The organism is Streptomyces sp. P9-A2 (assembly GCF_036634175.1).
Lineage (GTDB): Bacteria > Actinomycetota > Actinomycetes > Streptomycetales > Streptomycetaceae > Streptomyces > Streptomyces pratens.
In genome coordinates this window covers 3,397,966-3,411,227 of the sequence record NZ_JAZIFX010000001.1, presented here as the reverse complement: position 1 = coordinate 3,411,227, position 13,262 = coordinate 3,397,966, and the positions used below count along the sequence as shown (strand labels likewise).

Genomic DNA, 13,262 nt, shown 5'->3' with positions numbered 1-13,262 from the left:
GTACCTTCGGGCCACCCGTACGGAGGGGGAGGGGACGCCCCGTCCGTACGGCTTCCAGGACCTGCCCCGGTTCCGCGCTCAGCGGAGCCAGGGCAGGTCCGCACCCGCTTCGCTGGGCTGCAGACCCGCGGCGACGATCTCCATGATCTCGCCGAGGGTCTTCTGCTGTCCGGGGGTGAGCCGGTCGAGGAACGCCTGCCGCACGGCCTCCACATGGCCCGGCGCGTTCCGGCGCAGCACCTCGAACCCTTCGTCGGTCAGTACGGCGAACTGGCCCCGCTTGTCGGACGGACAGTTCTCGCGACGCACCCAGCCGCTCTTCTCCAGGCGGGCCACGGCGTGCGAGAGCCGGGAGCGGGTGATCTTCGCCAGCATCGCCAGCTCGGTCATGCGCAGCCGCCGTTCCGGCGCCTCGGCGAGCTTGACCAGCAGGCTGTAGTAGAGGTGCGGCATGCCCGCGTCCCGCTGGAGCTGGCGGTCGAGGTGATCCTCCAGGAGAGTGCTGGCCTCGATGTACGAGCGCCAGACGCGCTGTTCCTCGGCGCTGAGCCAACGGGGTTCGTCGGTGCCTGCCGGTCCGGATGCCGAACCCGGTGCCGCTGCGGAAGTGGGTGCCGTCGTCATGTACCCCACTGTAAAGCCCTCCTTCTTGAATGTTAAACAAAGTTGCGCTAGGGTCAGGGTTAGAGGTTGAGGTTTCAAGTAAAAACTTCAACCGCCCACCAGCCGGATCAGATCCGCACCGACCGCCGGAAGGAGTCGCAGCCGTGACCGCCGCCACTCAGGAACGCATGCCCGCGCTGTACCTCAGCCATGGCGCCCCGCCCCTGGCCGACGACCCCATCTGGCCCGGTGAGCTGGCCGCCTGGTCCGCCGGCCTGCCCCGCCCGAAGGCGATCCTCGTCGTCTCCGCCCACTGGGAGGAGGCCCCGCTCGCCCTCGGCGCCACCGAGACGGTCCCCCTCGTCTACGACTTCTGGGGCTTCCCCGAGCACTACTACCAGGTGAAGTACGGCGCTCCCGGCGCTCCCGCGCTCGCCGACTCCGTACGCAAGCTGCTGCGCGCCCCCGGCATCCCGGTCCAGGACGTTCCCGACCGGGGGCTGGACCACGGCGCCTACGTCCCGCTGGTCGAGATGTTCCCCGAGGCCGACATCCCGGTGCTCCAGGTGTCCATGCCGACCCTGGACCCGGTGAAGCTCATGGACATCGGACGCAAGCTGGCACCGCTGCGCGACGAGGGCGTACTGATCGTCGGCTCCGGGTTCTTCACCCACAACCTGGCCGCACTGCGGCAGGGCGGCATCCCCAGGTGGTCGACCGAGTTCGACGACTGGGGGCACCGGGCACTGGACGCAGGTGACGTGGACGGGCTGCTCGACTTCACCCGCAAGTCCCCGGCGGGCATGCTCGCCCATCCGCGTACCGAGCACTTCGCACCGCTCTTCGTGACCATGGGCGCGGCGGACGCCGCCGGTGATCTGGACACGCAGAAGTCGGTGATCGACGGGTTCTGGCTGGGGCTGGCCAAGCGGTCGGTGCAGTTCGGCTGAGAACGCCGGAGCCGGATCCGGAGCTGGGGCCTGCGCCCGGCCCCGTGCGCGGACCCCTGACGGTCGACGGTCGTAGGCCCTTGCGAGCCCGGCCTTCGACGGTCGCTCCGGCATCCGGCGCCCGGCATCCTGCCTTCGACGGTCGCTCCGGCGCCCGGCACCCGGCATCCTGCCTTCGACGGTCGCCCCGGCACCCGGCACCCGACCGTGGTACCTGGTGGCCGCCGGCTACAGCTCCTTCTCGTACCAGGCCACGTCCCAGTAGCGGCCGAACTTGCGGCCCACCTCGCGGTACGTGCCCGTGTGCCGGAAGCCGAGGCGCTGGTGCAGCCGGGTGGATGCCTCGTTCGGCTGGGCGATTCCCGCGTAGGCGCGGTGCAGGTCCTCGCCCGCCAGGGCCTCGAACAGGGCCGTGTAGAGCAGAGTGCCGATCCCGCGGCCGCCGGCGTCCGGGGCGACGTAGACCGTTGTCTCCACCGATGTCGCGTAGGCGGGCTTCGCCCGGAAAGGGCTGGACGTGGCGTAGCCCAGAATCCGCTCGGAGCGGCCGGTCGCGGTCGCGGCCGTGGCAACCATCAGACGGTACGGGCCGTCTACAGGGTGGGAGAGCAGCCAGGGGCGGCGTTCCTCAGGGGTGAGGACCGCGGTGTCGAACGTGATGGCCGTCTCACGCACGTACCGGTTGTACAGATCGGTGAGTGCTGTCAGATCGCCCTCGGCCCCCGGTCTGACCTGGGCCTTCGCATGGTCCGACGTCATCTCGTCCCCCTGTGGCTCGACAGGGTACTGCATGATCAGAAAATTCGAGGGTCGGGTGGGGAATTCTGTCCGGATTCCAGTCGTTGTTTCCAACAGATGCCGGGCACCCGAGCAGAGTTCGAAGTGAGAGATCGAGACCCTGGACCTGACGTACGTGCCGGGCATCCGCAGAACCGCCCGCCGACCTCATCACCTTAAGGGAGCAAGCATGGCAACCCGTGCCGTCGCCCGTCGTAAGTCCGCCTCCGGCGAGACGGCCGACTCGGCAAGCAGTGTTCGCGCCCATCGTGGCGAGATCGCCGACCGTGACCTGGTCGGTATGTACCTCGATGAAATCGCGCGCACACCGCTGCTCGACGCGGCCAAGGAAGTCGAGCTGTCCCAGATCATCGAAGCGGGTGTGTTCGCGCGGCAGATCCTCGAAGGCACTGAGGGGAACAAGGTGGGGGCCACCACCGAGGAGCTCCAGGAGCTGTACGACGCGAGCGAGCTCGCCAAGGACGTCTTCATCCGTTCCAACCTCCGCCTGGTTGTCGCGGTGGCCCGCCGCTACCCCCGCAGCGGCCTGCCCCTGCTCGACCTGATCCAGGAGGGCAACGCCGGCCTGGTGCGCGCGGTCGAGAAGTTCGACTACCGCAAGGGCTTCAAGTTCTCGACCTACGCCACCTGGTGGATCCGTCAGGCCATCACGCGGTCGATAGCCGACCAGTCCCGCACCATCCGCCTGCCCGTCCACCTGGTGGAGGAGCTGGGCCGGATCCGGCGCGTGCAGCGCGAGTTCAACCGTGAGCACGGGCGGGACCCGGAGCCCGGTGAGATCGCCGCCGAGCTCGGTTCCACGCCGGAGCGGGTGACGGACGTGCTCGACTGGGCCCGCGACCCGGTCTCCCTGAACATGCCGGTGGACGACGAGGGCGAGACCCAGTTCGGCGACCTCCTCGAGGACACCTCGGCGGTGTCGCCGGAGCAGTCGGTGCTGACGCTGCTGCGCAGTGAGGAGCTGGACGACCTCATCAGCCGCCTCGACCAGCGCACGGCCTCCATCATCAAGATGCGGTACGGCATCGATGACGGCAGGGAGCGCACCCTGACGGAGGTCGGCAAGCAGCACGGCCTGACCCGCGAGCGGATCCGCCAGATAGAGAAGCACGCGCTGATGGAACTGAAGAAGCTGGCCCGCGACACCGGGTTCGACGCGGCGGCGTAGAGCCGATGCGGGGCCGGTGCAGGGCCCTTGGGGACGCCGGGCGGCGAAATACGGCGCAAACATGACGTCCTGACACCGCTTCAATCCGCTGAGCCAGGGAACAAGAATGCAGAGCGCGGGAGTTCGGGTCCCGAGATCCGGGGACGGGAGATCTCCGTCGGAAGATCTCCGGGCCTCGGCCTCCTGGACGACTCTCCTGAACCACGTCCCGTCGCACCACCCCCCGGCGCCGGGACTTCCCAAGCCGGGTCCGGCACCCTCCCCCCGGGTGCCGGACCCGGTTTTCCCTTGTGCGGGACAGGAAAGCGGGCCACCCCGAACCTGAACCCCGGGGTGGCCCGCCAGATGGCAGATTGTGCCACATGGGCATACCGCGCCGGGCTTGAGCAGCAGCACCCCGCCGTTTCCTCCTGTCTCGTTGACCGAGCGTCGCAAAGCAGAGACCCGGACGAAGAGATCGCCCGCGCGGCAGCCGGTCTCTTCGCCCGCCAAGGGCTGAGAGTCACCCGGGCCGAGGGCGTCGCACAGGCGGCGGGCATCGCCCCGCGCACCTCTTGCCGGTACTTCGCAGCCAAGGAAGAAGCCGTCGTCCCGCTCTACGAGGCCGGCGCCCGGCGCTGGGGGAAGCCGTGTGGGCGGCGCCGCCCGGGACGTCCGTACCGCAGGCCCTGGAAGGACGACCGTGCGGTCCACGCTGAGGCCGGGGGCGGAGATGTCGTCGGATTCCCGGGCGCGGACACGCACCCTGATCCGGCTGGCCCACTCGAACTCCTCACCCGCGCAGGGTGTGGGCGGAGGCCTGCCAGGCGTCGGAACGCGCGTCGGCGGAGGCCCTGGCGGCACGGGTGCCCGTCGGCACGGCGGCCGACGACAACGATGCCGAGCATGCCGACCGCGCAGCGCACGTGGACGACACAGGTAGCGCGCCGGCGGTGCCGAGCGGGTCGGCAGTGTTGCCGTGGGCACTCGGCCGCGCTTTGCCGCCGCCGCCGTACGCGCGGCCGTCGAGGGCTGGGCGGCAGCGGCCCCTCCTCATGCCGCCCGAGCCGCCCGGGGTGCCCGAGCCGCCCGGGGTGCCCGAGTCGCCGAAGTCGGCGGACTCGCCGATGGCGGGAAGGGGCGGGTCGAACTCGTGTCCTACTTGAATTCATGCCTTTCCCTTTGAATCCCGGTCGTACCGGTCATGCCGGTCGTACCGGTCGTATTGGTAGGCGCGCTGGAGGGAAGGGACGTCGACTGCGGCCCGACGTCCGTTCATGCCCGATTGGGCCCGTTCTTGTTTACTTTCCGGGGTGCTCGTCGTAACATTCAAGGAAAGCCACACGTTCGGGCATCCTTCGGAGGTGAGTGGACATGTACGCACCAGAGAGGCAGCAGGAGATTCTGCGGCTCGCCCGGGACGGCGGCCGGGTGGATGTGGTCTCGCTGGCCGAGCAGTTCCAGGTGACGGCGGAGACGATCCGCCGGGACCTGAAGGCCCTCGACCGCGCGGGTGTGGTCCGCAGGGTGCACGGCGGGGCCATCCCGGTCGGACGCCTGGACTTCGAGCCGGACCTCGCCGAGCGCGAGACCACGGCCGCCGGTGAGAAGGACCGCATCGCCGGGGCCGCCCTCGCTGAGATTCCGAACGGGGGCACGATGATCGTCGACGCCGGTTCGACGGCGGCGTTGTTCGCCGCCGCCCTGCCGGTGGAGTCCTCGCTCACCGTCGTCACCCACAGCCTGCCCATCGCTGCCCGGCTGGCCGACCACCCCGGTATCCAGCTGCACCTGGTCGGGGGCCGCGTACGGCACCGCACGCGGGCCGCCGTGGATGCCTGGGCGCTGCGCGCGTACGGCGAGATCCGTGCGGACGTGCTGTTCGTCGCGGCGAACGGCTTCTCCACCGGACATGGCCTGACCACCCCCGACCTCGCCGAGGCGGCGGTGAAGCGCGCGGCCATGGCAGCCGCCCGCCGTGTGGTGCTGCTCGCCGACTCCTCCAAGCACGGCCAGGAGCACTTCGCCCGCTTCGGCGGCCTGAACGACGTGGACCTGCTGATCACCGACAGCGGGCTGAGCCCCGAAGACGCCCTCGCGATCGAGCGCGGCGGCACGGAAGTAGTGCGTGCATGATCCTCACCGTCACCCCCAACCCGTCCCTGGACCGTACGTACGAGGTGCCCGCGCTGGAGCGCGGCGAGGTCAACCGGGCCACCGGCGAACGCATGGACCCGGGCGGCAAGGGTGTCAACGTCTCCCGCGCCGTCGCCGCGGCCGGCCGGCGCACCGTCGCCGTGCTTCCCCTGGGCGGTGCACCGGGTGCCGTGGTCGCCGAACTGCTGGACGCGCAGGGCATCGAGGTCGCGCCGGTGGCGGTGGCCGGGGCCACCCGGTCCAACATCGCGCTCGCCGAGGCGGACGGCGTCCTGACGAAGATCAACGCGCCGGGCCCGGAGCTGACCGCGGACGAGCAGGAGCTGCTCCTGGAGACCGTCCACCGGCAGTCGCGGGGCGCCGACTGGATCGCCTGCTGCGGCAGCCTGCCGCGCGGCCTCGCACCCTCCTGGTACGCCGATCTGGTCGAGCGGGCGCACACCGCGGGCGTACGCATCGCCCTGGACACCTCCGGGCCCGCGCTGGCCGCGGCGCTGCGCGAGCGGCCCGACGTGGTGAAGCCGAACGCCGAGGAACTCGCCGAGGCCGTCGGGTGTCGGCTGATCACCGTGGGCGACGCGGTGAAGGCGGCCGAGGAACTGCGCGGGATGGGCGCCCGGACCGTGCTCGCCAGCCTGGGCGCCGACGGCCAGCTGCTCGTCGACGAGCACGGCGCCTGGTTCGGCACCGCCCGGGTGGGCGTCGTCCGTAGCAACGTGGGTGCGGGCGACTCCTCGCTTGCCGGATTCCTCATCGCCGGCGGGCGCGGTCCGGAGGCGCTCGCTTCGGCGCTCGCCCACGGAGCGGCGGCCGTTCAGACCCCCGGCAGCGTGATGCCCACGCCGGGAGACCTGGACCCGGCCGCGGTGACGATCACGGCGAAGGTGCCGGTGGACCGAGTATTGAAGGAGCCGGTCGCATGAGCACCGATGTTCGTACCGCTCCGCTCCTCGCGACCCTCGTGACCTTCGCAACCCTTTCAGACCCCACAGACCCCCACCGCAGCACCGTCCCCGTTCCCCCTTCCGCCCACCCCACATCAAGGGCGATACGCGTGCAAAGGAGCCCGCGATGAGCGAGATGATCACCGCGGATCTGGTCGACCTCGACCTGTCCGCAGACACCAAGGAAGCGGCGGCGCGAGCCCTCGCCGAGCGGATGGTGACCCTGGGCCGGGTGACCGACCTGGAGGGCTTCCTCGCCGACGTGGCCGCCCGTGAGGCCCAGATGCCGACCGGCCTCGACGGCGGTATCGGCATCCCGCACTGCCGCAGCGAGCACGTCACCGAGCCGACGCTGGGCTTCGGGCGCAGCACCGCCGGGATCGACTTCGGCGCCGCGGACGGGCCCGCCGACCTGATCTTCCTGATCGCAGCCCCGGCCGGCGCGGACGACGCTCATCTGACGATCCTTTCCTCGCTGGCGCGGAAGCTGATGAACGCCGAGTTCACCGACGGGCTCCGGGCGGTCGGCGACGCCGAGGGCGCCGCGGCGCTCATCCGCGGGGACGAGCGGCCGACGGCCGAAGGGGCCGGGGCCGCCACGGCGGACACGGCCGGCTCGGGGGCCTCCGACAGCACCACAAACTCCACGGACTCCGTGGAGGCGCCGGCGGCGGCCTCCGCCGGCGCCCCCACGGGCACTACCGGCACTACCGGCACAGCCACCACGGGCACCACCGGCACGGCCACCACGGGCGAAGACACCCCGGACGCGGGCGCGTCCGGTGAGGGCGCGCGTCCCTTCCGGATCGTCGCCGTCACCTCCTGCCCCACGGGCATCGCCCATACGTACATGGCGGCGGAGGCGCTGGAGAACGCCGGCCGGGAAGCGGGCATCGAGATCGCGGTCGAGCCGCAGGGCTCGGGGGGCTTCACCCGGCTCGACCCGGCCGTGATCGCGGCGGCGGACGGCGTGATCTTCGCCCACGACGTGCCCGTCCGGGAGAAGGAACGCTTCGCCGGCAAGCCGACCGTCGACACCGGGGTCAAGGCGGGCATCAACCGCCCCGCCGAGCTGATCACCGAGGTCCGCGGGAAGGCCGAGCGCGGTGAGGCCACCGCCGCTGCCACATCGGGCGACACACCCGTGGACCGCACCGGCGAACCCGGCGAGGGCTACGGCACCAAGCTGCGCAAGTGGCTCATGTCCGGCGTCAGTTACATGGTCCCGTTCGTCGCGGCGGGCGGTCTCCTCATCGCCCTCGGCTTCGCGATCGGCGGCTATGAGATCAACCAGGCGCCGTCGGTGATGGAACACTTCGCGTGGACCCAGGCCGACAGCTGGGGCGCCCTGCTCTTCCAGATCGGCGGCGTCGCCTTCGGGTTCCTCGTCCCGGTCCTGGCCGGCTACATCGCGTACGGCATGGCCGACCGGCCCGGACTCGTGCCCGGCTTCGTCGGTGGTTCGATCTCCCTCACCATCAACGCCGGGTTCCTCGGCGGTCTCGCGGCCGGTCTGATCGCCGGTGCGGTCGTGCTGGCGATCCAGCGGGTGCGTATCCCGGTGGGGTTGCGCGGCATCATGCCGGTGGTGGTGATCCCGCTGATCTCCTCGGCGGTGGTCGGCTTCCTGATGTTCGTGGTGATCGGCAAGCCGATCGCCGGGGCGCAGAACGCCATGACCGACTGGCTGAACGGCCTCACCGGCACCAATGCCATCCTGCTCGGCACCCTGCTCGGCCTGATGATGTGCTTCGACCTCGGCGGCCCCGTCAACAAGGTCGCGTACACCTTCGCCGCGGCCGGTATCGCGGTCGCGAGCCCCAGCGACTCCGCGATGAAGATCATGGCCGCGGTGATGGCGGCCGGCATGGTCCCGCCGCTGGCGATGGCCCTGGCCACCACGGTCCGCGGCAAGCTCTTCAACCGGACCGAGCGGGAGAACGGCAAGGCCGCCTGGGTCCTGGGCGCCTCCTTCATCTCCGAGGGCGCGATCCCGTTCGCGGCGGCCGACCCGCTGCGCGTGATCCCCGCCTCGATGGTGGGCGGCGCGGTCACCGGAGCCCTGTCGATGGCCTTCGGCGCCACCCTGCGCGCTCCGCACGGCGGCATCTTCGTGGTCCCGCTGATCGGCAACCCGCTGCTCTACCTGGTCGCCATCGCGGCGGGCGTCTGTGTCACGGCAGCCCTGGTGATCATCCTGAAGGGCCTGCGCAAGCCGGTTCCGGGAGCGCCCGGCGCGACCAACGGCGAGGCCTCGGCGGCCTCGGCGGCGGAATCGAAGCAGCCGGTCGCCGCGTGACACGGGAGCCGACAACCCGGGAGCCGACAACCTGAACGTCGGCAACGACGAAGGACGGTACCGACGGAAGACGGCAGCGACGGCGAACTCCCCCAATGGGTATATGTGGGACTTTCGCAGGCAAATGAGTCAACTGCGATATAGATCACGTTCATCACGGTCCGGGACCAAAGTCCCGGGCCGTGATGTGTACTGAGTCCATGCCTGAGCACGACTCGATCTTGAGAGTGACGGGCGCCACCGCCCTCACTCTGGTGGCCGCGGCCTGCACGGCGGGCCTGGCCGGTGTCCTGCGGCGGGACCGCAGGCGGGTGCGGGGGAGTGGCGTCGGTTTGCGGGTGCGGACGCGGGTGCGGACGCTGGCCCGAGCGGGAGCGTACTGGGGGGCCAGGGGGCCGGGACGGCGGGATGAGGACGTCGGCCCCCGCCCGGATCAAAAGCCGGATCAAAAGCCGGATCAAAAGCCGGATCGGAATCCGGGGCCGCATCCGGGGCGTGATGGTCCGGGGCCGCAGGAGTTGCGGGCCCTCCGGACGATTCCGCCCCAGCGGCGAACGGGTCCCCGGCCGGAGCAGGTACGGCTCACTCCGGCCGAGCGTGAGGCGTTCGCCCTCCTGATGCGGGGCTTCGCCAGTGGCCGGGAAGAGTGATGACGGCGGATCGGATGGCTTGGCTCCGCTCAGGGAACCTGGGTCGCGCGCCGTTCCATCGCGTCCCGGGCGGCCTCCTCGGTGACGTACACCTCGCACATGTGCCGCCCGTCGGGCGTGGCCGTGTGCTCCACCTCCCAGAGGGAGACCTCCGCACCGTCACGCAGCAGGAACGCGTGCTCGTACAGCGAGAAGGACGGCCCCGTCCGCCCCGGCCCGCCCGCGGCGGACGGGCGACCGAAGGCCTGGGTGATCTGGTGGGCGGATGCCGTGGACAGCAGCGCGGCCGTCCGAGGCCCCGGACGGTCGGTGTTCTCCGCCCGGCGCAGTAAGCGGCGCGCGTGATCCGCCGAAGCGTCGGGGGCGTAGGCGGGCGGGGGTGCGGGGATCCGGGACAACTGCACCACCACCGGCAGTTCGAAGTCCGGGGTCTCCGGCGGCAGCGACAGCCGGGCGGTGGCGACGCCCAGTTCCTCCTCGTCCGCATACACCTCGTGCTGGGGCTCGCTGCCCGGGGCCGTGTTGTGGACCAGCTCCCAGAGTGTGAGCGCCGAGCCGTCGGCGAGCAGCCAGGTGTGCCGGTACGTCTCACGGTGCAGGCCCGCACTGTGGTGCGCGGAGTGCAGCGAACTGTCGTGCGCCAGCGCACAGTCGAGCAGGCGTATTGCCTCGTCGGGCAGCTCGAAGGAGTTCAGGGCGCGGCCGAGCAGTCGCGCGAGATGCTCCTCAGGAGACTCGGGCGAGTCGGCTGGTTCGTACGCTGCCGTCTCGTACGGAACGCTCAAGGCTTCTCCCGGCGTCGCTGCATGTCACCTTGTGGGTGCATACCGTAGCCCCTCGGGCGGACATCATGTCCGGGAACTGAGAAAACGTACGGCGTCACAACGAACCGACCGCGCGAAGAATTCCCGTCCGTCCCCGGTGGACCCTCGTATCCCCTGCTCAGACGCCGCTCCTGGTGCTTCTGGTGCTCCTGGCCGGGTCGGCGGACGCTGATCACGCAGTCCGCTCAGCGGTCGGCTCCCTCCGCTCACCGGGCGCCCTCGCTGCCCTGCCCGACTCCCCCTACGCTTCCCTGGCCGGGGCGCCCCACGCCTCCCTCTCCGGTTCGTCATACAACTACCCGTACAACTATCCGTACAACTACCCATACGGCTTCCCCGTGCAGCTATCCGTACAGCTCCTCGTACGACGGCCAGACTCCGCCCGGTCCGTCCACCGAATCGGCCGCGCGCAGGGCCCGTACGATCGCGCGGGTCACCAAGTCGGCGCCCGCAGCGAGGATCTCGTTCAGGGCGAGAGGGTTCGCGGTGTCGAGCGGGTGGGCGCCGGTGGCGAGGGCGAACACCGTGTCCCCGTCGTTGAGCAGATGCACCGGCCGCACCGCCCGCGCGATGCCGTCGTGCGCGGTGCCGGCCAGCTTCTGAGCCTGCGCCTTGGACAGGTCCGCGTCGGTGGCGACCACCGCGAGCGTGGTGTTGAGGGGCTGCGGCCCGTTCCGCTCCGCGAGGCCGGCGAGCCGCCGGAGCGCCGCCTCGTGCACCTCCGGATCGGGATGGAGTGCCCGGCCGCCCCGGAACAACTCGCCGTACAGCGTCCCCGTTTCCGGGTCCAGTGCCGAGCCCGCCGCATTGGCCACGACCAGCGCGGCCACCGTGATCCCCGAGTCCAGCATCGTGCTCGCGGTGCCGATGCCGCCCTTCACCGCTCCGACCACGGCCCCTGTACCGGCGCCCACACACCCCTCCGGCACCCGTTCCCCCGGCGCGGTCGCCGCTGCCGCCTCGACCGCCGTGCGTCCCGTGGCCGCGTCCGGCCGGGCCCGGAAGTCCCCGCCCCGGCCCAGGTCGAAGACGCAGGCGGCCGGCACCACCGGCACCACGTGTGCGGGATCCGGACCGACGCGCACCCCGCGCCCCCGCTCCTCCAGCCAGGCCATCACCCCGGACGCCGCGTCAAGTCCGTAGGCACTGCCCCCGGTCAGGACGACCGCCTCGACCCGCTGCACGAGGTTGCGGGGATCGAGCGCGTCGGTCTCCTTCGTACCGGGACCGCCGCCACGCACATCCACGGCGGCCACGGCCCCGCCCTCGGGCGCGAGCACCACCGTGGTGCCGGTGAGCAGGCCGTCTCCGGTACGGGTCGCGTGCCCCACGCGCACACCGGCCACATCGGTCAGAGCGTCAACAGTCATGGCGTCAGTCTCGCGCGGTCACCGCCGGAGCAAGGAGCCGCCACCAGGGAGCAGGAGCAGGAGCGGGAGCGGGAGCGGGAGCAGCCGCTGTCGGGGGCAGGTTCCACAGGAGCCGTACCCTGGTCGTATGAGCACTGCCCCCGATCCCCGGCCGCGCGAACCGAAGCCCGCGCTGGTCTTCGACGACCCGCTGGACCAGCAGTCCACGGACGACACGGACCGGGGGTGGGGCGACCGCCCGTCCGGCGACAGTGCGGCGGACCTGAAACGCTTCCTCGACGAGAAGCCGCCCCACCACATCTGACCCGGGAGCCGTGCGGGCCGGTGCCGGCTATCGCTCGCCGTACTCCGGTCCCTGGCCCTGGCCACGACCCGAGCCGCGCTGCGCGACCAGCTCGTCGCGGATCTCCTTGAGCACCTCGAGCTCGGAGATCTCGATGATCTCCTGCGTGCCTTCCTTCGCCTTCCTGCGGGCCTCGACCCGGGCCAGATACCGGGCCATCGGCATCACCATCAGGAAGTAGACGACCGCAGCCGTGATCACGAACTGGAGCGTCGCGCCGAGGACCGAACCCCACAGGATCATGACGCCCGTCGCAGCGTCGCCGGTGCCCTTGCAGGAGCCCTTCAGGCAGGAGCTGTAGCTGTCCAGGTTCTGCGTGCCGAAGGCGCCGACCAGCGGGTTGATCACACCCTTCACCACCGCGTTGACGATGTTGGTGAAGGCGGCGCCGATGACCACGGCGACGGCCAGGTCGATGACGTTCCCACGCATCAGGAAGGCCTTGAAGCCCTGCAAGACGCTGGTTTCGTTCTTCTCGCTCAACCCGGGGCTCCATCTCGTACGTGTGACGTGGGGAATCGAACGCTCCGCAACCTATGTCAGCGCCCCGCCGAACCGTCCACTTGGGTCCCTCGAACAAGGTGCTTGACACGACACTCGCGAAATCGGCGGAGAAGGAACCGCTCACCACAGGGTCACCGCCAGCCGTGCCGTGGTGCTCGCGCCGACGAGGTCGGCCGCGGCGGCCCGCGGAACCGACAGCACCACCAGGGCCCCGCCCGTGCCCATGTCCTCCAGGGGCTTCGGAACCTCGGTGACCCGCGCCCCACGCGCGACCACACGGGCCTCACCGCCTGTCGCCCGCTCCTCGGCGGCGATGACATCGACCCGGTCGCCCGGCCGCAGCAGCCGCACGGTGGCGGCGTCGGCGATCCGCACCGGCGCTGTGACACGGGCTCCCGCGCGCCGGGCCCGTGCGACACGGTCTCCCGTGGACGCCGCCGGCCCGGCGTACGCGCTCGAAGTGCCCTCGGGACGACCGCGCGACCGGTCTGCCTCCCGGGGGCCGCCCGCCGCCACCAGTGCCACTGCCGTGACGGCGAGACCGACCGCCGCCACCCGCCTCCGGTGCCGGGCCGACCGGGCCGACCGCAACAGTCCGCCAGGCACCCGCACCGGTGCGAAGTGCGGCACCTCGCACTGCGGGGGGACACCGGCCCCGGGTGGGTACGGAACT

General features: G+C 71.1%; 12 protein-coding genes. 6 read left to right on the top strand and 6 right to left on the bottom strand.

Going from position 1 to position 13,262, the window contains the following annotated elements; translation table 11 throughout:
- Positions 1 to 78 precede the first annotated feature (78 nt).
- The gene (locus V4Y04_RS15340) at positions 79 to 624 is read right to left on the bottom strand and encodes a MarR family winged helix-turn-helix transcriptional regulator (protein ID WP_332428478.1); all 546 of its coding nucleotides are present in this window, start codon (positions 622 to 624) and stop codon (positions 79 to 81) included.
- Positions 625 to 791: 167 nt separating this feature from the next.
- Between V4Y04_RS15340 and V4Y04_RS15335 the strand changes: the two genes are divergently transcribed.
- Complete coding sequence (locus tag V4Y04_RS15335; protein WP_332432854.1) at positions 792 to 1,553, top strand: dioxygenase family protein; 762 nt, start codon at positions 792 to 794, stop codon at positions 1,551 to 1,553.
- Between the two features lie 228 nt (positions 1,554 to 1,781).
- Here V4Y04_RS15335 and V4Y04_RS15330 read toward each other — a convergent pair whose 3' ends face one another.
- Entirely contained in the window at positions 1,782 to 2,312 is a 531-nt protein-coding gene (locus V4Y04_RS15330) for a GNAT family N-acetyltransferase (RefSeq protein ID WP_332428476.1), read from the bottom strand.
- Positions 2,313 to 2,520: 208 nt separating this feature from the next.
- Here V4Y04_RS15330 and V4Y04_RS15325 point away from each other — a divergent pair, with 208 nt between their 5' ends.
- From V4Y04_RS15325 to V4Y04_RS15305, 4 genes are all read left to right on the top strand, one after another.
- Positions 2,521 to 3,519 (top strand): sigma-70 family RNA polymerase sigma factor, encoded by a 999-nt coding sequence (locus tag V4Y04_RS15325; protein ID WP_332428474.1) that lies wholly within the window; start codon positions 2,521 to 2,523, stop codon positions 3,517 to 3,519.
- Positions 3,520 to 4,872: 1,353 nt separating this feature from the next.
- The gene (locus V4Y04_RS15315; protein ID WP_332428471.1) at positions 4,873 to 5,634 is read left to right on the top strand and encodes a DeoR/GlpR family DNA-binding transcription regulator; all 762 of its coding nucleotides are present in this window, start codon (positions 4,873 to 4,875) and stop codon (positions 5,632 to 5,634) included.
- Positions 5,631 to 6,578, top strand: a complete 948-nt coding sequence (pfkB, locus tag V4Y04_RS15310) for a 1-phosphofructokinase (RefSeq protein ID WP_332428470.1) — start codon at positions 5,631 to 5,633, stop codon at positions 6,576 to 6,578. The genes V4Y04_RS15315 and pfkB overlap by 4 nt, the downstream gene beginning before the upstream one ends.
- Before the next feature lie 148 nt (positions 6,579 to 6,726).
- Positions 6,727 to 8,898, top strand: a complete 2,172-nt coding sequence (locus V4Y04_RS15305; protein WP_332428469.1) for a PTS fructose transporter subunit IIABC — start codon at positions 6,727 to 6,729, stop codon at positions 8,896 to 8,898.
- A 679-nt stretch (positions 8,899 to 9,577) separates the two neighbouring features.
- Here the strand turns inward: V4Y04_RS15305 and V4Y04_RS15300 are convergent.
- Both V4Y04_RS15300 and V4Y04_RS15295 read right to left on the bottom strand, forming a co-directional pair.
- Positions 9,578 to 10,333, bottom strand: a complete 756-nt coding sequence (locus V4Y04_RS15300; protein WP_332428468.1) for a DUF6227 family protein — start codon at positions 10,331 to 10,333, stop codon at positions 9,578 to 9,580.
- Positions 10,334 to 10,716: 383 nt separating this feature from the next.
- Positions 10,717 to 11,742, bottom strand: coding sequence for a P1 family peptidase (locus tag V4Y04_RS15295; RefSeq protein ID WP_332428467.1), 1,026 nt, complete (start codon positions 11,740 to 11,742; stop codon positions 10,717 to 10,719).
- A 127-nt stretch (positions 11,743 to 11,869) separates the two neighbouring features.
- Here V4Y04_RS15295 and V4Y04_RS15290 point away from each other — a divergent pair, with 127 nt between their 5' ends.
- Positions 11,870 to 12,046, top strand: a complete 177-nt coding sequence (locus V4Y04_RS15290; RefSeq protein WP_332428465.1) for a hypothetical protein — start codon at positions 11,870 to 11,872, stop codon at positions 12,044 to 12,046.
- Between the two features lie 27 nt (positions 12,047 to 12,073).
- Here V4Y04_RS15290 and mscL read toward each other — a convergent pair whose 3' ends face one another.
- Together mscL and V4Y04_RS15280 are read right to left on the bottom strand one after the other, a co-directional pair.
- Complete coding sequence (gene mscL / locus V4Y04_RS15285; RefSeq protein WP_332428463.1) at positions 12,074 to 12,568, bottom strand: large conductance mechanosensitive channel protein MscL; 495 nt, start codon at positions 12,566 to 12,568, stop codon at positions 12,074 to 12,076.
- Between the two features lie 141 nt (positions 12,569 to 12,709).
- The gene (locus V4Y04_RS15280; protein WP_332428461.1) at positions 12,710 to 13,219 is read right to left on the bottom strand and encodes a hypothetical protein; all 510 of its coding nucleotides are present in this window, start codon (positions 13,217 to 13,219) and stop codon (positions 12,710 to 12,712) included.
- Positions 13,220 to 13,262 lie beyond the last annotated feature (43 nt).